This window comes from Noviherbaspirillum agri, assembly GCF_054780595.1.
The window spans coordinates 408,418-427,250 of the sequence record NZ_BAAGWA010000001.1 but is presented as its reverse complement, the minus strand read 5'-3'; the positions used below and the strand labels follow the sequence as shown (position 1 = coordinate 427,250).

The window sequence follows — 18,833 nt, the reverse complement described above, 5'->3', positions numbered from 1 at the left end:
TTTCTTCCCACCCCGATGCGCTGCAATAGCCTGTGCTGGTCACGCATACCCTGACGATGAGAGCCGCTCCAGCTTCCTCACTTCGCCCATCACAGTTGAAAACGGCGTAAAAAAAACGATGCAGGGACAGCATCCCTGCATCGCCTGGATCCGCAACTTCCTGCGTCAGCCGTTACGCTTGTTGATCAGAATCTTCAGGTTCGTCGCGCCCGGAGCAACCGGTTCGGTCATGCCCTCGAGGTCGCCGGCCGCCGGCGTTGCACTGCCTGTTTTGGATATGCGTGCACCGACTACTACTTTTGGCGCGCCGGACAGCTTTGCTTCCGGCGTCATGCTCATGCTGTCGTCCAGCACAAACTCCAGCGGCAGGTCCTTGACCTGCTTGCGGATCACGGCAAGGGGCACGCGGGGGCCTTCCGCAGGTCGCGCAAAGATGAATACCGTATCGGTGTCAGCTGCCTGCGCACGCAATGCCGGATCGATGTCCACGGTACCGGCAACCTGCTTGCCGCTGGCCGCAGCCTGCTGTGATGCTGCTTGCGGCACCTGTTCTGCCGGTGCCTGCCCCATCAGGCTTTGCATCTCGGCCACATTGCTGGCGATCGCGCGCGCCATGTCAGAGTCCGGCGGTACCAGCGGCATGATCTTTTGCCAGCGTTGCGCCGCGCTCGCATAGTCCTTGCGCTCATAGGCAGCACTCGCATGCAGCGCCAGCGCCTTGACGTTCTTGGGATCGATCTCCAGTGCGCGCTCGATTAATTTCTCCGGCTCGCCCTGCAAGGTACGGTTCTGCGCCATGGCAAGCGAGTCGGCGTAATCGGCGTACACGTCAGCGTTATCCGGCATCAGTTTGACGAGCTTCGCGTAGGCATCGCTCGCCTCCGCGAACCGGCCGAGGGCATTATAGGACCGCGCCAGCATCTGCCAGCCTTCCGCATTGTCCGGGTCGTTCGCCATGCGCCGTGCCAGCTCTGCCACCATGCCTTCGATCTGCTCGGGAGTCACTTCGTGCGAATTCTCCTCCGACGCCACCTGCTGCGCGGGATCAAGACCTGCGGGCGAACCAACGGCAGCGTAGACAACCATCGCGAGAAGCGGCACCAGCACGCCAACAGCGATGGCGCTCTTGCGGCTCCCGGCGGAAGCCGGTAACGCCGCCTCGGGTTTGACCTCCTCTGCCACGCGGCGCTCGAGCTCGTGGCGCGCACTCTCATACGCCGCCTTTTCGATGACGCCCGCTTCCAGGTCGGCATCAAGCTCGCGCAACTGGTCGCGAAGGACCGCCAGGTTCAGCTGGTCGCGGTGCAGGTGTGCTCCGGCGTCCTGCTCCTTGCGCAGTAACGGCGGCAAAACAAATGCCAATGCCGTCGCCATCAACAGCACGGCGCCAATAAAGAATAATGTCATGCTTTTTCCTTCGTTTCGGTGTCGCCTTCAAGCAATGAGGCTGCACGCCGGAGTTCTGTTTCAGGCAAGGCTTCTTCCGCTGCGCGGCGGTTTCTGAGCTTGACCACGAGCGCACCGATGCCGACCACCAGCAACACGAACGGGCCAAACCACAACAGCCATGTGGCTCCCTTGACCGGCGGGCGATAGAGGACGAAGTCGCCGTAGCGTTCCACCATATAGTCGATCACGTCCTGGTTGGACATGCCGCTGGCGAGCTTCTCGCGCACCTGGTTCCTCAGGTCGATGGCGAGCTCCGCATTCGAATCGGCGATCGTCTGGTTCTGGCATACCAGGCAGCGCAGTTCGTGCGACAGATCCATCACCCGCTTTTCCAGCTCGGGATCGGCGGCCGCAGGCGGTGCTTCCTTCGCCTGCGCGCCAAATGCGGCCAGTGCCAGCATCAGGATGAAAAACAGTTTACGCATTCTTCAACTCTTTAATCAGGGGCATGATCTTGTTGGCGATCGCGTCCGGTGTCAGCGGGCCAATATGCTTCATGCGGATCACACCCTTCTTGTCGATGATGAATGTCTCCGGAACGCCGTATACGCCATAGTCGATGCCGACGCGGCCATCGTTGTCGAACGCCGACGTCAGGTATGGATTGCCGAAATCGCGCAGCCACTTGATGCCGTCGTCACGGCCATCCTTGTAGTTGAGACCGACGACCGGAATCGTGTTGGTCTTCACGAAATCCATCAGGACCGGGTGCTCGGCACGGCAGGACACGCACCAGGAAGCCCACACATTGAGCATCCACACCTGTCCCGCCATGTCCTGCGGCGAGATCGTCTTGTCCGGCTCGTGCAGCTGCGCCAGCTTGAAGGACGGCGCCGGCTTGCCGATGAAGGGTGACGGAATTTCACGCGGATTCAGGCGCAACCCGATGCCGAGGAAAACCAGCAGGGCAAGGAAAATACCGAGCGGCAGTAGGAATCTTTTCATGGTCCTTGACGATGTTTATGCGTTTGCAGTCTTGAGCGCGGCAGCCTGTTGCGCGGCCAGTTTCGCCTGACGCGCAGCAACCCGGTAGCGGCGGTCCGTTGCGGCCAGCAGCCCGCCGAAGGACATGATCAGGCAACCGCCCCAGATCCAGCCGACAAACGGTTTGTGCTGCACACGAACGATCCAGGCGCCGTCCTTCGTCGACTCGCCCAGCGAGACGTACAGGTCGCGAGTAAAGCCGCGGTCGATTCCGGCTTCCGTCATCGGCATCTGCTGCACGACGTACATGCGCTTTTCCGGATGCAGCGTGGTCAGCTTCTTGCCCTCGTAGGTGATGTCAAAGGTGCCGCGTGCAGCGACATAGTTCGGGCCCTTCACTTCCTGCAGGTCAGAGAAGGCAAAGGTGTAGCCATTGACACTCGTCGTGTCGCCGGGACGCATGTGGACGTCCTTGGCGTCATCGAAGCCATTGACCATGGTTACGCCAACCACGAACACGCCGATGCCGGCATGGGCAATCAGCATGGCCCAGTAGCTGCGCGGCTCACGCGACAAGCGCTTGGACAGCGGCATGCCGGCCGGCGCATGCCGTGCGCGCTCGACGATGTGCGAGATGGAGGTGAAAACGATCCAGACGGCGAACGAGATGCCGACCGTTACCATTGGCGATGCGGCAAGGACCACGGCAATCGCAATCGCCAGGCCGACCGATGCCAACGCCACCCAGCGCAAGCGACGCAGCAGATCCGACAGGGAATGCTCTTTCCAGCGTGCGAACGGGCCGACGCCAACCAGCAGCAATACCGGAATCATCAGCGGAACAAACACTGCCTCGAAATAAGGTGGACCGACGGAGATCTTGCCCAGGCCGAGCGCGTCGAGGAACAGCGGATACAGCGTGCCCAGCAGCACAGTGCCGCAAGCCACCAGAAGCAGCACGTTGTTGACCAGCAGCATAGACTCGCGTGAGATCAGCGCAAAGCGGCCGCCGAGGCCGACGCTCGGCGCGCGCCACGCATACAGCAGCAGCGAGCCGCCGATGACGATGGCGAGGAAGATCAGGATGAACGTGCCGCGCTCCGGATCGGTAGCGAATGCGTGTACCGAAGTCAGCACACCGGAACGGACCAGGAAGGTGCCCAGCAGCGACAGCGAGAAGGCGATGATGGCCAGCAGCACGGTCCAGTTCTTGAAGCTGCCGCGCTTTTCCGTCACGGCGAGCGAGTGGATCAGCGCAGTGCCGACCAGCCACGGCATGAAGGAAGCATTTTCGACCGGATCCCAGAACCACCAGCCGCCCCAGCCCAGCTCGTAATAGGCCCAGAAGCTGCCCATGAAGATGCCCAGCGTCAGGAACATCCACGCGATCGTGGTCCACGGACGCGACCAGCGCGCCCAGGCCGCATCCAGCTGTCCGCCCATCAGCGCCGCGATCGCAAACGCGAAGGCCACCGAGAAACCGACATAGCCCATGTACAGCAGCGGCGGATGGATGATCATGCCGAAGTCCTGCAGCAGCGGGTTCAGGTCGCGGCCATCCGGCGCGGCCGGCAGCAGCCGGTCAAACGGATTGGAGGTGAACAACAGGAAGGCAAGGAAGCCGACACTGACCAGCCCCAGCACGCCGAGTACGCGCGCCACGGTTTCGTCCGGCAACTGGCGGCTCAGCGCGGCGACTGCAAAGCTCCAGCCGGCCAGCATGTAGGCCCACAGCAGCAATGAACCTTCATGGCTGCCCCAGGAGGCGGCGATACGGTAATAGATCGGCAGGTTGGAGTTGGAGTTGGAGGCGACGTTATGCACTGAAAAATCGTTCGTGATGAACGAATACACCAGGCAAGCGAAGGCAAAGGTAATCAGTACGAACTGCCCGGCCGTTGCAGGCCGTGCGACCGCCATCCATTGGCGGTTTCCGTTGAACGATCCGGCGATCGGAAGGATGCCCTGTGCGAGCGCGATTGCCAGCGCCAGCATCAGTGCAAAATTGCCAAGTTCAGGAATCATTTATTTCACATCCTTTGCGGTTTCGGTGCCTGCCGCAGCGCTTGCAGGGGCGACCGCGCCTGCCGGCGACGCTGCGCCGTCTTTCGCTTCAGCGGCATTTTTGTGCGCCTGCTCGACCGCATAGGCAGCCTCGGGCGGCATATAGTTTTCATCATGCTTGGCAAGCACTTCGTCCGCCGTGAACTTGCCGTCTTCGCTCAGCTTGCCCTGCGCCACCACGCCTTTGCCTTCCTTGAACAGGTCAGGCAGGATGCCCTTGTACGTCACGGGAATCTGCTTCGCGGAGTCGGTCACGATAAAGCTGACGGTCACGCCATCGGCCTGGCGCTTGATGCTGCCCTCTTCGACCATGCCGCCGATACGGAAGCTGCGGCCCTTCGGCGCCTCACCGGAAAATACCTGCGTCGGCGTGAAGAAGAACACCATGTTCTGCTGAAATGCCGACAGTACCAGCCATGCGGCCAAGCCCAGGGTGCCAAGACCTGCAGCGACCAGAACCAGGCGCTTATGCCTTGTCTTCATTACGTTCCCTCCGAGAATTGCGAATCCAGCGTCCATACATCTTCAGCAGGGCGCTGCGGCGCATGCGCAGCGCCACAACCTCGCCTGCGATCAGGACGATCGTCATTAAAACCGAGCCCCATACGTAGAGCGCATAACCGCCCATCGCAAAGAAGTCGCTCCAGCTATTCCAGTTCATGCGTTTTTCTCCACATATTCCTTGACCCAGTCGGTATGCTTTTCGCGTTCGAGCATGATGCAGCGCACGCGCATCAAAGCCACCGCAATCGTGTAGGCCCAGGAGGCCAGCGCCATGATCAGCATGCCAAGCAGCATCGTCATCGCCATGCTCGGCGCCTTCGTCATACTGACAGACGAGCCCTGGTGCAATGTGTTCCACCACTGCACGGAAAAATAAATGATCGGTACGTTCACCACACCCACCAGCGCCAGCACCGCGCCTGCCTTGTCCGCGCGGCGCGCATCGTCGATCGATGCCTGCAGCGCCATGAAGCCGATGTACAGGAACAGCAGGATCAGTTCGGACGTCAGGCGCGCATCCCATACCCACCAGGTACCCCAGGTCGGCTTGCCCCACAGCGCCCCCGTCCAGAGCGCAACGAAAGTGAACATGGCTCCGGTCGGCGCCAGCGCGGTCGCCATCATCGATGACAGACGTGTATTGAGCACCAGCCCGACGCCTGCCCAGAATGCCATCACGATGTAAATGAACATCGACATCCAGGCGGCCGGCACATGCAGGAAGATGATGCGGTAGGACTCGCCCTGCTGGTGATCAGTCGGAGCAACGAAGAAACCGATATAGAAACCGATGATGGTCAGGATGACCGCTGCTGCCGCAAACCAGGGAATCATTTTTCCCGCAAGAGGGAAAAACGTTTGGGGCGATGCATATTTAAAGAATCCTGCGCCGCTGGATTCCAGCCTGCCGGACACAATTTGGTTGGTCGTAGACACTACTGCAATACTCCAATAAGTTTTCTTGCCACTTTCAGGCGCTAACCTGCGGAAATCCTGACTAAGCCATTCCCACTTCCGGGAAAAACCCACCACCGACTCTGGCCTACTGCGGCATCGGATTCGCACCTACAGCATTTCCGGCACAACATCCACTGCCACTCGCACAACGATGTACCACTCGGTCACCCCAAAAGCAATCGACATGCCATAAGGTTGCAACCTGTCACTTCTGCATTACTACATTGCTGCTATGCCAGCCACGCTGCACCGATATATCACATGTCCGTGCGTCGCCCGTATTGTCGGACAATTTCCGAAATTCATTGCAGCGGATTTCCGGAAGCAATCGACAGCATTTTCCGACAGGCGCTATCAGGCACATGCCATTTACTCCAATGCGATGCGCAAGCCCGCCGCAGTCGCCCAGGGCGTCAGTGCCACCGCGCCGGCCAGCGCACCGCCGAGCAGCAGGAGGTGCGCGGTCGCGCCTACACCGGAGGCTTCGGCCCCAACGGCACCGGCACCGAAGATCAGTACCGGCACATACAGCGGCAGCACCAGCAGCGACACCAGCACGCCTCCACCGCGCACGCCGAGCGTCAATGCGGCACCGATGGAGCCGACCAGGCTCAGCACCGGCGTCCCCAGCAGGAGGCTGACAAACAGCACTGCCACTGACGCTGCCGGCAAGTCAAACTGTACTGCCAGAACCGGCGCCAGCAGCACCAGCGGGAAGCCGGATACCAGCCAGTGCGCGATGACCTTCCCCACCACGATCACGGTCAGCGGTTCCGAGGACAGCACCATCTGTTCCAGCGTGCCGTCGGCATAGTCAAGTGCAAACAGGCGGCCGAGCGCGAGCATGGATGCCAGCAGCGCCGCGACCCAGAGGATGCCGGGCGCCATGGTGCGCAACAGCTGCTGTTCCGGCCCGACCCCAAGCGGGAACAGGCTGGCGACGATAATAAAAAAGAACAACGTCGTCAGCACATCGGAACGGCGACGGAATGCCAGCAGCAAGTCACGCCGGATCACGCACAACAATGCCTTCAGCATACCTGCCCCTCATTCAAGTCCAGCCGCAATGCGCGCCTGGCGTGCAGGTCGATTTCCTGGTGGGTTGTATAGACAACCATGCCGCCGCCGGCGAGATGCTTGCTGATCGTGCCGCACAAGGCAGTAACAGCACTCTTGTCGAGCGCAGTGAACGGCTCGTCGAGGATCCAGAGCGGTGCGGCCATGCCGAGCGACAGGCGAGCCAGCGCCACGCGCTTGCGCTGTCCCTGCGACAGTGCCCGCGTCGGCAGGTCCGCAGCACGGCCGAGGCCGAGCTGATCCAGCGCCTCATGCGCCGCGTCATCGGTGACAGAATGCCCCGCCAGCGTGGCCGAAACGACCAGGTTTTCCCATGCGAGCAGATCGTCCTTCACACCGTTGGCATGTCCCAGGTAAATCAGGTTGCTGCAGAATTCCTCACGCAGGCGGCGAATGTCGCGGCCGTTCCAGCGCACTTCGCCGGCGGCAGGCACCGACAGTCCGCACAGCATGCGCAGCAGGCTGGTCTTGCCGCTACCGTTGGTCCCTGCGACCCACATGGCGTCGCCCGGCTGGATTTCAAAGCTAAGATCGGAAAAAAGCTGGAGGTCGCCGCGGATGCAAGTAAGTTGATGAGCCTGCAGTGTCATTCGGGCCTTTTTTCGGGCTTGCCGGGCAAGGCCAGGCAAGAGCGGATGGAGTCCGCTGGAGATGATGATAGTGATTGCGCCATAAGATGATTCATTTGCAACAAATGTCTTTTTTGCGAAGCACAAAATTGCCTCACAGCACATATTCTATCTGTCGCGACGCCCCCATGTAGGAAGAATTGCAACTCCGCGAGCGGCATCACCGTTCTGAAACGCAATGCATCTCAGGCGCCGGTAAGATTTCCTGGTGTTCATGAAGTTCCTTCCTGCGCATGCAGCCGTTTTACTGGCCGGACGGAATGCATGCTTACGACGTCATCAGTGCGCCCATCTTTTCGAAATCGAGAATCTTGATGCGCCGCCCGGTCATCGAAATGATCCCGTCCGAGGAGAAATCATGCAGCAGGCGCGACAAGGTCTCCGGAGTTAGGCTCAGGCGCGAGGCAATCAAGGTCTTGCTGGCCACCAGTTCGATGGAATCCGAGCCCTGTTGCTGACTCTGGCGCAAAAGGTAACCACCGACGCGCTGTTTCGCAGTCTGCAAGGAGTAGCTCTCGATATCGCGCGTCAGCGTATAGAGCTGCCTGCCGACGCAGACCATCAGCTCCTGCGCAAATGTGAAATTGTTCTTTGCCACTTCCAGCACCCTCTCGCGCGTGGTATGCAGCAGCATCGAGTCGGTCGTGGTTTTCACGAAGGCCAGATGGGGCCGTTCAAGCAGCATTTCCCCGAGTCCGAAGCATTTGTTCTGGCCGAGAATGCAGAGCGTCTTTTCGCTGCCGTCCTTGCGGTCGAATCCGACTTTCACTTGCCCGTACACGACTAGGAAGACGCCGTTCGGCATATCGCCCGGATTAACCACGCAGGTGTTCGTCGCAGCGCGGATCGGATGGGTAGCAGCGGTGATCTCGTCAAGCTGCTGCTCATTGAGCGAGTGAAACAGCGAGGTGTTTGCCAGAATCCTCTTCAAATTCTGCACGGAGTCATCTCTCATCGACCTGGTGCGCTCTATTCTCATCTTGGAAACCTCGTCCTGATTCTGGGGCAATACTATTCAGTTCCGACGACGGCGCATTCTGTTGAATGTCTGTCATCGTCCATTCCTTGAGACCAGGCGCCTATTGCGAAACACCCTGGTGTCGGGTTTGCCGGGAAAAGCCGGCATCACCTTGCCGACTGAAGCAAAACCCTTTGAGGAACATCAATATCGTACGCAAGGATAGCGTTCTACACCGCAATTTGAATGATTTAGATCAAGTTGGCCCGAAGTGTGGAAAAGGAGTGGCCCAAACTGTCCAAAATATTTGTAAAGACTTGCAACGATGTGCCGGAAGCGCCGCAGGCCGCCAACTACTCCCCAACCGGGCCTCTTTTCGCGACTTGTCGCATCTTCATAACCTGGGTCAAAGATCTTTACCGGAAGAGTAATCAAAATTGCAATACCTCCTGAGGGCGACGTCATGGAAACAATTTGTGACCGGTTATTGCTCGATCATCAGCACTGCGATGCCTTGTTCATGCGCGCGACAGGTGCAGTCATTGACAGGAACTGGCAGGACGGCGAAACCAGCTTCTGCCTGTTCGCTGCCGCCCTCGAGCGTCACATGAGCATGGAAGAAGGAATACTGTTTCCTGCATTCGAGCAAGCGTTTCGCCACCCTGAAGGACCGCTCGCGATTCTGCGTAACGAACACGGCGAGATACGCGGTATGGTCGACCGCATGTCAGGTTCCATCGCTCATAGGGATGCTGTCGAGTTCCTGATTCATGCCGAAACATATACTCTTCTACTGCAGCAGCACGAAATGAAAGAAGGACAAATGCTGTATCCGCTACTGGACAAAGTCCTGCACCTGTCCGCAAAGCGCCAGCAGATCCTCCATGCGATGAACACGTTCCGGGAACCCGGCGCGCGCGTCTAAGTCAAGAAGCAGACTCTGTCTTTCGCTGCCGGCATGCGTTACATAACGCAGAACGATGCAGAACGTTCGTGCCTGCTCCCATCGGGCGCTGAGGCACACCGGGCGAGAGGCATGCTACTTGCTTGAGGCGCGACCTGGATTTTCTGCACCTGGGTCGGACGTTATCGCCTCCCCTATCGGACAACAAACATACCAATACGTTTGCCATGAACAACCCCACATCCAGCTACATTGAAAACGTCACGTACGACGAACTGTCGATCGGCCAGTCACAGCGCCTCGTGCGCACCCTGGCACTGTCGGACATACAGGCTTTCGCGGCAGTCTCCGGCGATTACAACCCGACCCACATGGATGCCGAGTTTGCGGTCCAGACCCTGTTCAACGGTGTCGTCGCACACGGCATGTGGGGCGCAACGCTGATCTCCAGCCTGCTCGGCACTACTTTTCCCGGCGCGGGCACCGTCTATGTCGACCAGACGCTGCACTTCGCCTTGCCGGTGCGCGTCGGCGACACCCTAACCGTCATCGCCACCGTCACGGCAAAGGACGACGCCACCAGGCGCGTGACGCTCGACTGCCAGGTCGTCAACCAGACCGGCAAGCTGGTCCTGTCCGGTACCGCCGTGGTGCTGGCGCCGACGGAAAAGGTCCGCCGCCATGCGATCCACGTGCCGCAGATCCGCACCTTCGATCCGCAAGCCCGCCTCGATGCGCTGCTGGCCAGCATGGCGCACCTGACGGCAGTGCGCTGCGGCGTCGTGCATCCCTGCGATCCGGAGTCGCTGCGCGGTGCCGTCAATGCAGCGCACTTCGGCCTCATCGTCCCGGTGCTGATCGCGCCAGAGGCGAAGCTGCGCGCCGTGGCGGAAGCCGCCGGCGTGGACCTCAAGGGCATGGACGTCCTGAACGTCGAGCACAGCGTCGCTGCTGCCCAGCGCGCTGCAGAGATGGCGGCCAACGGCGAGGTCGAGGCGCTGATGAAGGGCAGCCTGCATACCGACGAACTGATGAGCGCGGTGGTCACCACCCGCGCGCTGCGCACCAAGCGCCGCCTGTCGCACGTGTTCCGCTTCGACGTGCCGATGTATGACAAGCCGCTGCTGATCACCGACGCCGCCATCAACATCAAGCCGACGCTCGAAGAGAAGGCGGACATCATCCAGAACGCGATCAACCTGTCGCACGCGCTCGGCAACGAGCTTCCCAACGTGGCAATCCTGTCCGCGGTGGAAACCGTCAACGTGAAGATGCAGTCGACACTGGACGCGGCCGCGCTGTGCAAGATGGCCGACCGCGGCCAGATCACCGGCGCCAACCTTGACGGCCCGCTGGCCTTCGACAATGCGGTGTCAATGGAAGCCGTGCGCATCAAGGGCATCAAGTCCAAGGTCGCCGGCAATGCCGACATCCTTGCGGTGCCGGATCTTGAGTCCGGCAACATGCTGGCCAAGCAGCTTGAATACCTCGCCGGTGCGACCACCTGCGGCATCGTGCTCGGCGCGCGCATTCCGATCGCGCTGACCAGCCGTGCCGACAGCGCCAATGCGCGCGTGGCCTCCGCCGCGCTGGCCCTGCTGCTCGCCCATAAAAACCGCGAGGTCAAGCCATGAGGTCGGGCCTGGACGCCATCCTCGCGGTCAACGCCGGTTCATCCTCGCTGAAGTTCGCGCTTTATCCGCAGAACGGCCACGACATCGGCACGGCTCGCCTGTCGGGCAACATCGAGGGACTCGAAGCCGGCGGATCGCCCGTTATCAAGATCGCCGGCAAGGACGGCGACAGCACCGAGACGCTGGAGGCCGGTGAAGGCAGCCCGCACGAGCGCGCGCTGGTCGCGCTCGAGGCGGTGCTCGACAAGCATGCGCACGGCATCCGCGTCACCGCGATTGCGCACCGCATCGTGCATGGCGGCGAGCGCTTCGCAGAATCGGTGGTGCTCAACGAGGAAACGCTCGCCTACCTGACTTCGCTGTCATCACTGGCGCCGTTGCACCAGCCGCACAACCTTGCGGGCGTCCGCGCATTCAGGAAGAGCTATCCCGAGCTGCCGCAGATCGGCTGCTTCGACACCGCCTTCCATGCGACGCTGCCGCAGGCGGAGTATCTGTTCGCATTGCCGCAGGCGCTGCATGACGCCGGCATCCGCCGTTACGGCTTCCACGGGCTGTCGTACCGTTATGTAACCGACCGCATGCTGGAACGAACGCCGCGTGCGCAGGGGCGCATGGTGATCGCCCACCTCGGCAATGGCGCCAGCGCGTGCGCCGTGGCCAACGGCAAGAGTGTGGCGACCACGATGGGATTCTCCGCGCTGGACGGCCTGATGATGGGCACGCGCAGCGGCGCAATCGATCCGGGCGTGCTGCTGCACCTGCTGCGCCAGGGATGGACATGGGAGCAGCTGGAGCGCACGCTGTACCGCGAGTCGGGGCTGCGCGGCGTGTCCGGCATATCAGCCGACATGCGCACCCTTCAGACGAGCAATGCGCCCGGCGCCCGGCTCGCGATCGACATGTTCACGCATCGCCTGGTGCGCGAATGCGGCGCATTGACGGCCTGCCTGAACGGCGTGGATGCCATCGCCTTTACCGGCGGCATCGGCGAGCATGACACGGCGCTGCGAAAAAATGCCTGCGACGCCCTGTCCTACCTCGGACTCCACATCGATGACGAGGCGAATCGGACAGCCACGAAGGACGAGATCATGCCGATCCATGCGAAGGACAGCAGCGTCGAGATCTGGGTGGTGCCGACGGATGAAGGCCGCGTGGCTGCGCAAGATGCGGCGCGCTTGATCAGCTAGCTACAAACCTTTAAGAGCAACAACGGCGGCCTCGGCCGCCGTTTTTTCATTTGTCGCCGCCACCAGTCCGGAGTCTTATCCGCGATGGGCGTTGATGAACGCGTTGACCTGCGGGCAGATGCTCTCGCGCCAGCGGCGGCCCGAGAAAATACCGTAGTGGCCGCTGTCGGGTTCCTGGTAATGCAGTTTCTTCGAAGCCGGGATCGACTTGCACAGACCGTGCGCCGCCTTGGTCTGTCCCGGTCCGCAGATGTCGTCGCGGCCACCTTCCACCGTCAGCAATGCGACATCCTTGATGTCGTGCGGACGCACCAGCTTGCCGCACACCTCCCAGGCGCCCTTGGGGAGCGCGAAGTCCTGGAACACCACCTTGATCGTTTCGAGGTAGAACTCGGCGGCCATGTCGAGCACCGCGTTGTATTCATCGTAAAACTTCAGGTGCGCATCTGCCGCATGGCCGTGCAGGCGCTCCTCGTAGAAATGCAGGTAGCTTTCCATGTGCTTTTCCGGGTTCATCGCAATGAACCCGGCATGCTGCAGGAAACCCGGATATACGCGGCGCCCGGCGCCGGGATAGTTGAACGGCACGACGTCGATCACGGTCGTCTCGAACCAGGAATACGGCTTTTCCATCGCCAGCTTGTTGACCTCGGTCGGCGATATGCGCCCGTCGATCGGGCCGCCCATCAGGATCATCGTGCGCGGCTGGATGTCGCCCTCCGATGCCATGAGCGATACCGCCCCCAGCACGGGAACGGTCGGCTGGCAGATTGCCATCACATGCACGTCGGGGCCGAGCATGCGGATGTAATCCTGCACGTAGAACACATAGTCGTGCAGGTGGAACGGCCCTTGGGACACCGGCACCATGCGTGCGTCGATCCAGTCGGTGATGTAGACATCATGCTCGTGCAGCAGTACCCGTACGGTGTCACGCAGCAGCGTCGCGTGATGCCCGGACAGCGGCGCGACCAGCAGCAGCTTCGGCTGGTCGAGCTCCGCATGCTGCTTCTCGGTCAGGCGCTTCCTGAAATGGAGCAGGTTGCAGAACGGCTTGCTGCTGACCGTTTCTTCGTCAATGCCGATCACCTGCCCGCGGACGGTGGTCGAATCGATATTGAAGGCGGGTTTTTTATAGTCCTTGCCGAGCCGGTACATCAGTTCCGCACCAGCAGCGATGTTCTGTGCAAAAGGCGTGTAGGCAAGCGGGGAAACGGAACTGCTGAACAAGTGGGAAACCGCGTCTGCCCATTGCGCGAACGGGTTGATGGCGGCATGTTGGAGCTCATGTATTTGATAAAGCATCGCGTCGTCGCCTTGTTTGTCGATTCAATGTTCCGGCAGCCGGCACCTCGCCCTTCATCGCATGCAAATACGGAAGAGTTGGGGCTCTGCCTGCCGGCTACGGAGCACACGGTGGAGCACCGGAAAAGAGTACGTGCGCCCAAGATTCCTTTCGGAATTATTTCCAACAGGAATTGGCTTACAAGTTACATGCCAGCCTTCTGTAGGCGGATTGCGGAAAAAAAAGACCGCCTGCGAACAGGCGGTCAAGGAGGCTCCCAATTTCTTGGAAGGAGACAACACGGTTAAAACCATTACGGCCGGACGATCTGCTCTGCGCTTGCGCCATCAAAAGCGATCCTGCGCATTGACCGCATCTCGATCCGGAAGCGTCCGTCGCGAACAAAGGACGCAAGAATTCGGTGGATGTCGTTCCTCGGGCAAGCCAATACCCGGGGTGCGGCGTCATAGCCTGCGTACTGCATGCAAGCCATTTCACTTAAGCAAATTGCAGGCCAGCATCGAAATGTGGCTTGCGCCGCTGATTTATCGCGGGATTTCGTCGCCACGCGATGCAAAGCGAGTTTTTGCGACTATTTCCTTCCCGGAAATGAGAAGGCAGTCTTGTTTGCGAGAACAACCGTATCTGCGGGGCGCGTGCAAAACAAAGGCAGGCTGCGAATGCCTTCGTCATGGACGCCGCCATGCTCAACGCGAGCGACAACAAGGCAGTGACGGCAAGGCACGCCTTTGACCTATGCAGCAGCCCTACACGGTCGACAGTCGGAGATGGGTGACAGGAATTGTGATGCAGAAGGTGCCAAACAGAAGAACAGCTGAATCGTCGACGAGCAGATCAGGCGCGCTAGACGCCGGCTTGCGACCGATAGGCGCCCGGATTTACGCCGGTCCATTCCTTGAAGGCGTGGGTAAAGGAGCTCTGCTCCTGATAGCCGAGCATGAAAGCGATTTCCGCCAGGCTCAGCTTGTTTTGCCGCAGGTAGTCCACGGCCAGCTCGTGGCGTGTACGGTCCAGCAGTTGCTGGAAGTTGATCCCCGCCTCCGCCAGCTTCCTCTGCAGCGTGCGCGGGGTTATGCCCATCTCCTGCGCGATCAGTGACAGGCGGGCACAATCCTGCGACAGGTTGCGCAGGATCGCCGCACGCACGATCGCGACGATGCCTCCGTCGGCCTGGGCCCGCATCTTTTCCTGCAGCAGGCGCTCCGCATGCTGCTGCAGCACCGGATACAGGCTGACATCGGCATTGCGCACCGGCCAAGCCAGCAGTGCCGCATCAAAGCGCGCTGTGTGCGCGGCGGCACCGAAGGTGACGGCCTCGCCGAGAATTCGCCGATGCTCGCTGCAGTCCTCCGGCGCAGCATGTGCAAAAGCGACTTGCGCGGGCGGCAGTGTCGTTCCTGCCAGCCAGTTGCCGAACACCTTGATGCCGGCGAACACGCTTTCCACCAGATGCCGGCTGGCGGAAGGAATCGCACTGGTCCAGCCGTACTCCGCGATACCGTCCTCCAACCGCAATGCAGAGCGACCGAGGTCGTGCGCCAGCCCCTCGAAGCGCAGCGTCTGCTGGAACGCCTGGCCGAAGTCGCGGCAGCTGAGAAGGATCAGGCCGTACACGTTGTAGGTGCCGAGCTTGACGCATTCGCCCACATGCAGGCCGAAATGGGGGTCGCGCGCCAGCTCCGCGCCCTTGTCCAGGAGGCGCACATAGTCGATGGCGGCCAGCGACTGCGGCAAGGGATCGAGCGCGTCTTCCCGCAGACCGGCCGCCTGCGCCAGCTCCTTCACGGAAACGCCGCGCGCTTGCGCCGCCTCCAGCAACGGCTGCAGGTACGGACCGGAGACCCGGCCGCTTTTTCCGTCAATGTGATCGGGAGCAGGCATTGGCATATTTGAACAAGTCGGGTGTCATGAATCCGCAATACGTAGCGGTGAACGCTTCGCTAAGCTTCGATGCAGTATAAACAACAACCAAATGGTGGAGAAGGAGCAACATGGCACGACGCTGGAATGGTTGGGGAGACGACACAATCGACGTGGCGGTCAACGAGGATGCACTGGCCTTCCTTGAAAGCCGCCTTGGTCCCGGCGCCCCGCCGGACGATGCAACGCTGGAACAGGCCTGCGCCGGTATCCCGCCGGGCCGCCTGCCACATCACCCGTTAATTGATGCATCGCCGCAAACCCGCCTGCGCAACGGTTTCGGCCAGAGTCTGCCGGACTGGCTGAAACTTCGTTACGCCAAGCTCGGCCCCCTGCCCGACGGCGTTGCTTTCCCGGAGAGCAGCGAACAGGTACGCGAGTTGCTGACCTTTGCTGCCCGTCACAATATCGCCATCATTCCGTACGGCGGCGGCACCAGCGTGGTCGGCCACCTGACCGCACAGGCGGGCGACCGCGCCGTGCTCACCATCAACCTGTCGCGGCTGTCGCGACTGATCGATATCGATACCGAAGCGCAGCTCGCCACCTTCGGCGCCGGCGTGGCCGGACCGGACCTCGAAGCGCAGCTGCGGGCCCGCGGCTACACGCTCGGCCATTTCCCGCAATCCTTCGAATACTCGACGCTGGGCGGCTGGATCGTCACCCGCTCCTCCGGCCAGCAATCCTTGCGCTACGGCCGCATCGAACAGCTGTTCGCTGGCGGCAAGGTGGAAACGCCGCGCGGCACATTGACCATACCGACCTTCCCTGCTTCCGCCGCCGGCACCGACCTGCGCGAAATGGTGCTCGGCTCGGAAGGCCGCCTTGGCATCCTGACCGAGGCCACGGTGCGGGTCACGCCGCTGCCGAAGCATGAAGAATTCCACGCCGTGTTCTTCCCCGACTGGACACAGGCCGAGGCCGCCGTGCGCAGCCTTGCCCAAGCCAAGCTACCGCTGTCGTTGCTGCGCCTGTCCAATGCCATTGAAACACTGACGACGCTCACGCTCGCCGGCCACAAGCGGCTGATCGGCGCACTGGAAAGCTACCTGCGCTGGCGCGGCTGTGGAGAAGGAAAATGCCTGCTGCTGATCGGCGTCACGCGCCACCACGATGCGGGCAGCTCCACGTTGGCGGACGCGCTGCGCCTCGTACGCGCGCACCGCGGCATCCATATCGGCCAGTCCATCGGCAAGAAATGGAAACAGAACCGCTTCCGCAACGTGTACCTGCGCAATGCGCTGTGGCAGCACGGTTACGCGGTCGACACCGTGGAAACCGCCGTCGACTGGCCCCGCATTCGCACCATGATGCATGCTGTCGAACAGGCTGCCGCCATGGCGCTCGACGCCGACGGCGAACGCGTGCATACCTATACCCACCTGTCGCATGTGTACGCACAGGGCGCGAGCGTCTATACCACCTTCGCCTACCGCCTCGCCGGCGATTACGAGCGCGACCTCGCGCGCTGGCGCCGGCTCAAGTCCGCCGTCAGCCAGGCCATCGTCGCCAACGGCGGCACGATCAGCCACCAGCATGGCGTCGGCACCGACCATGCGCCCTATCTCGGCGCGGAGAAAGGCGAACTCGGCCTGTCCGCCATGCGCGAATTGTTCCGCCATTTCGATCCGCAGGGACTGATGAACCCCGGCAAGCTTGTTCTCGATACCAATCACACCGATGCGGAGGCAGTCCATCATGTGGCAAGAAAACTGGCGTGAAATGCTGCCGGCCGCGCTGCTGCGGCGCGACTGGGACATCGTCATTGTCGGCGGCGGCATCACCGGCGCCGGCATCCTGCTGGAAGCGGCACGGCGCGGCCTGAAGGCGCTACTGGTGGAGCAGCGCGACTTTGCCTGGGGCACGTCGAGCCGCTCCTCCAAGCTGGTCCATGGGGGACTGCGCTACATCAAGGAAGGCAAGCTGATGTTGACGCGCGACTCCGTGCGCGAGCGGCAGAACCTGCTGAAGGAAGCGGCCGGGCTGGTCGATGTGCAGAGTTTCGCCTTTGCCGACTATGAGGGGCGCAAGCCAGGCCGCCACCTTTTTTCCGCCGGCCTGGCGCTGTATGACCTGATGGCCGGCACGCGCTCACGGCACTACCATGCGCCGGACGACTTCCTGATGCTCGCGCCGCACATTCGCCAGCAGGAGCTGAACGGCGGCCTGTGCTACCAAGACGCCAAGACCGACGATGCGCGTCTGGTGCTGCGCATCCTGCAGGAAGCCAGCGAAGCCGGCGGCATTGCCGTCAACTACATGACCGCACGGCAGGTACTGCGCAAGGACGGCGTTGCCTGCGGCGTCGAACTGTTCGACGAAGTTGCTGGTGTCAGCTACGCAGTCAAGGCGACGCTGGTCATCAACGCCACTGGCGCGTGGGCCGGACGGTTGAGGCAGGACAGTGATGCAAAACACAAGCTGCGCCCCTTGCGCGGCAGCCACCTGCTGCTGCCTGCATGGCGCCTGCCGGTCGCGCAGGCGGTCAGCCTGATGCACCCGCGCGACGGCCGCCCGGTCTTCATGTTCCCGTGGGAAGGCGTCACCCTCGTCGGCACGACCGACGTCGACCACACTGCCGACCTGCAGAAGGAAGCTGCCATCACGCCGGACGAAGTGGCCTACCTGATGGAAGCGATCGCCTTTCAGTTTCCCCGGCTCGGCATCACGCTCGATGACATCGTCGCCACCTATGCCGGCGTGCGCCCGGTCATCGACACCGGCAAGGCCGACCCGTCCAAGGAAGGACGCGACCATGCGGTGTGGCTGGAAAATGGCCTGCTGACCGTCACTGGCGGCAAGCTGACGACCTTCCGCCTGATTGCGCTGGATGCACTCAAGCATGCGGCAACGATGCTCCCCGGCTGGAATGTCGACCTGCAGCCGAAACCGATCTTCAGCCACCATTCCCCCCTCAACACTTCCATCCCGCTGACGCGCCTGCAACGGCAGCGCCTGCAGGGCCGCTATGGCCGCCACGCGCAGGCATTGCTCGCCGCAGCATCGAAAGGCGAAAGCGAAGCCATCGCCGGCACAGAGACTCTGTGGGCAGAGCTGCGCTGGGCCGCCCGCAATGAGGCTGTCGTCCGGCTGGAAGACCTGTTGCTGCGGCGCACCCGGCTCGGCCTGCAGTTGCGCAACGGTGGTGCCGACCTGCTGCCGCGTATTCGCACGATCTGCCAGCCGGAGCTGGGCTGGGATGATGAGCGCTGGATGAGCGAGCAGGACGCCTACCTTGCGCTCTGGCAGCGCAACTACAGCGTGCCGCCGAGCCACTTGGTGCCGCAATGGCAGGCACAACATTGATCCGGGGA

At 61.6% G+C, this 18,833-nt stretch carries 17 protein-coding genes; 5 read left to right on the top strand and 12 right to left on the bottom strand.

Features of this window, described 5'->3' with window-relative positions; translation table 11 throughout:
- Positions 1-165: 165 nt before the first annotated feature.
- The 10 genes from ccmI to ACYVIA_RS01795 all read right to left on the bottom strand — a co-directional run bounded on the left by ccmI (position 166) and on the right by ACYVIA_RS01795 (position 8,535).
- On the bottom strand, positions 166-1,407 hold the full coding sequence (gene ccmI / locus ACYVIA_RS01840; protein WP_460837319.1) for a c-type cytochrome biogenesis protein CcmI: 1,242 nt from the start codon (positions 1,405-1,407) through the stop codon (positions 166-168).
- Entirely contained in the window at positions 1,404-1,874 is a 471-nt protein-coding gene (locus tag ACYVIA_RS01835) for a cytochrome c-type biogenesis protein (protein ID WP_460837317.1), read from the bottom strand. The genes ccmI and ACYVIA_RS01835 overlap by 4 nt, the downstream gene beginning before the upstream one ends.
- Entirely contained in the window at positions 1,867-2,394 is a 528-nt protein-coding gene (locus ACYVIA_RS01830; RefSeq protein ID WP_460837315.1) for a DsbE family thiol:disulfide interchange protein, read from the bottom strand. The genes ACYVIA_RS01835 and ACYVIA_RS01830 overlap by 8 nt, the downstream gene beginning before the upstream one ends.
- Positions 2,395-2,409: 15 nt before the next feature.
- Positions 2,410-4,398, bottom strand: coding sequence for a heme lyase CcmF/NrfE family subunit (locus tag ACYVIA_RS01825; RefSeq protein ID WP_460837313.1), 1,989 nt, complete (start codon positions 4,396-4,398; stop codon positions 2,410-2,412).
- Positions 4,399-4,920 (bottom strand): cytochrome c maturation protein CcmE, encoded by a 522-nt coding sequence (ccmE, locus tag ACYVIA_RS01820; protein ID WP_460837311.1) that lies wholly within the window; start codon positions 4,918-4,920, stop codon positions 4,399-4,401. It abuts the gene before it with no gap.
- Complete coding sequence (gene ccmD / locus ACYVIA_RS01815; RefSeq protein WP_460837309.1) at positions 4,904-5,098, bottom strand: heme exporter protein CcmD; 195 nt, start codon at positions 5,096-5,098, stop codon at positions 4,904-4,906. Before ccmD ends, ccmE begins: the two co-directional genes overlap by 17 nt.
- Positions 5,095-5,859 (bottom strand): heme ABC transporter permease, encoded by a 765-nt coding sequence (locus ACYVIA_RS01810; RefSeq protein WP_460837628.1) that lies wholly within the window; start codon positions 5,857-5,859, stop codon positions 5,095-5,097. The genes ccmD and ACYVIA_RS01810 overlap by 4 nt, the downstream gene beginning before the upstream one ends.
- Before the next feature lie 408 nt (positions 5,860-6,267).
- A complete protein-coding gene (gene ccmB / locus ACYVIA_RS01805; protein ID WP_460837308.1) occupies positions 6,268-6,936 on the bottom strand; it encodes a heme exporter protein CcmB in 669 nt (222 codons plus the stop codon).
- The gene (gene ccmA / locus ACYVIA_RS01800; protein ID WP_460837307.1) at positions 6,930-7,565 is read right to left on the bottom strand and encodes a cytochrome c biogenesis heme-transporting ATPase CcmA; all 636 of its coding nucleotides are present in this window, start codon (positions 7,563-7,565) and stop codon (positions 6,930-6,932) included. Before ccmA ends, ccmB begins: the two co-directional genes overlap by 7 nt.
- 307 nt (positions 7,566-7,872) lie before the next feature.
- On the bottom strand, positions 7,873-8,535 hold the full coding sequence (locus tag ACYVIA_RS01795) for a Crp/Fnr family transcriptional regulator (protein WP_460837305.1): 663 nt from the start codon (positions 8,533-8,535) through the stop codon (positions 7,873-7,875).
- 490 nt (positions 8,536-9,025) lie between these two features.
- On the opposite strand from ACYVIA_RS01795, the gene ACYVIA_RS01790 reads away from it, so the two are divergent.
- The 3 genes from ACYVIA_RS01790 (at position 9,026) to ACYVIA_RS01780 (ending at position 12,293) form a co-directional block, all read left to right on the top strand.
- Positions 9,026-9,487, top strand: a complete 462-nt coding sequence (locus tag ACYVIA_RS01790; RefSeq protein WP_460837303.1) for a hemerythrin domain-containing protein — start codon at positions 9,026-9,028, stop codon at positions 9,485-9,487.
- Positions 9,488-9,693: 206 nt separating this feature from the next.
- Positions 9,694-11,100 carry a bifunctional enoyl-CoA hydratase/phosphate acetyltransferase gene (locus tag ACYVIA_RS01785; protein ID WP_460837300.1) on the top strand — a complete coding sequence of 469 codons (1,407 nt, stop codon included), beginning with the start codon at positions 9,694-9,696 and terminating at the stop codon, positions 11,098-11,100.
- The gene (locus tag ACYVIA_RS01780; protein ID WP_460837299.1) at positions 11,097-12,293 is read left to right on the top strand and encodes an acetate/propionate family kinase; all 1,197 of its coding nucleotides are present in this window, start codon (positions 11,097-11,099) and stop codon (positions 12,291-12,293) included. Before ACYVIA_RS01785 ends, ACYVIA_RS01780 begins: the two co-directional genes overlap by 4 nt.
- 75 nt (positions 12,294-12,368) lie before the next feature.
- On the opposite strand, the gene ACYVIA_RS01775 is transcribed toward ACYVIA_RS01780, so the two are convergent.
- Both ACYVIA_RS01775 and ACYVIA_RS01770 read right to left on the bottom strand, forming a co-directional pair.
- Entirely contained in the window at positions 12,369-13,598 is a 1,230-nt protein-coding gene (locus ACYVIA_RS01775) for a polyhydroxyalkanoate depolymerase (RefSeq protein WP_460837297.1), read from the bottom strand.
- Positions 13,599-14,442: 844 nt separating this feature from the next.
- Positions 14,443-15,480 (bottom strand): AraC family transcriptional regulator, encoded by a 1,038-nt coding sequence (locus ACYVIA_RS01770; protein ID WP_460837294.1) that lies wholly within the window; start codon positions 15,478-15,480, stop codon positions 14,443-14,445.
- A gap of 110 nt (positions 15,481-15,590) precedes the next feature.
- Between ACYVIA_RS01770 and ACYVIA_RS01765 the strand changes: the two genes are divergently transcribed.
- Positions 15,591-17,240, top strand: coding sequence for an FAD-binding oxidoreductase (locus tag ACYVIA_RS01765; RefSeq protein WP_460837292.1), 1,650 nt, complete (start codon positions 15,591-15,593; stop codon positions 17,238-17,240).
- Positions 17,218-18,825: a glycerol-3-phosphate dehydrogenase/oxidase gene (locus tag ACYVIA_RS01760; protein WP_460837289.1), complete on the top strand. Its 1,608-nt coding sequence runs from the start codon at positions 17,218-17,220 to the stop codon at positions 18,823-18,825. The genes ACYVIA_RS01765 and ACYVIA_RS01760 overlap by 23 nt, the downstream gene beginning before the upstream one ends.
- The last annotated feature ends 8 nt before the right edge of the window (positions 18,826-18,833 follow it).

Coding starts and splice junctions, on each gene's coding strand:
- ccmI (WP_460837319.1), bottom strand. CDS start 1,407: ATGACATTATTCTTTATTGGCGCCGTGCTGTTGATGGCGACGGCATTG.
- ACYVIA_RS01835 (WP_460837317.1), bottom strand. CDS start 1,874: ATGCGTAAACTGTTTTTCATCCTGATGCTGGCACTGGCCGCATTTGGC.
- ACYVIA_RS01830 (WP_460837315.1), bottom strand. CDS start 2,394: ATGAAAAGATTCCTACTGCCGCTCGGTATTTTCCTTGCCCTGCTGGTT.
- ACYVIA_RS01825 (WP_460837313.1), bottom strand. CDS start 4,398: ATGATTCCTGAACTTGGCAATTTTGCACTGATGCTGGCGCTGGCAATC.
- ccmE (WP_460837311.1), bottom strand. CDS start 4,920: ATGAAGACAAGGCATAAGCGCCTGGTTCTGGTCGCTGCAGGTCTTGGC.
- ccmD (WP_460837309.1), bottom strand. CDS start 5,098: ATGAACTGGAATAGCTGGAGCGACTTCTTTGCGATGGGCGGTTATGCG.
- ccmB (WP_460837308.1), bottom strand. CDS start 6,936: ATGCTGAAGGCATTGTTGTGCGTGATCCGGCGTGACTTGCTGCTGGCA.
- ccmA (WP_460837307.1), bottom strand. CDS start 7,565: ATGACACTGCAGGCTCATCAACTTACTTGCATCCGCGGCGACCTCCAG.
- ACYVIA_RS01790 (WP_460837303.1), top strand. CDS start 9,026: ATGGAAACAATTTGTGACCGGTTATTGCTCGATCATCAGCACTGCGAT.
- ACYVIA_RS01785 (WP_460837300.1), top strand. CDS start 9,694: ATGAACAACCCCACATCCAGCTACATTGAAAACGTCACGTACGACGAA.
- ACYVIA_RS01780 (WP_460837299.1), top strand. CDS start 11,097: ATGAGGTCGGGCCTGGACGCCATCCTCGCGGTCAACGCCGGTTCATCC.
- ACYVIA_RS01775 (WP_460837297.1), bottom strand. CDS start 13,598: ATGCTTTATCAAATACATGAGCTCCAACATGCCGCCATCAACCCGTTC.
- ACYVIA_RS01770 (WP_460837294.1), bottom strand. CDS start 15,480: ATGCCTGCTCCCGATCACATTGACGGAAAAAGCGGCCGGGTCTCCGGT.
- ACYVIA_RS01765 (WP_460837292.1), top strand. CDS start 15,591: ATGGCACGACGCTGGAATGGTTGGGGAGACGACACAATCGACGTGGCG.
- ACYVIA_RS01760 (WP_460837289.1), top strand. CDS start 17,218: ATGTGGCAAGAAAACTGGCGTGAAATGCTGCCGGCCGCGCTGCTGCGG.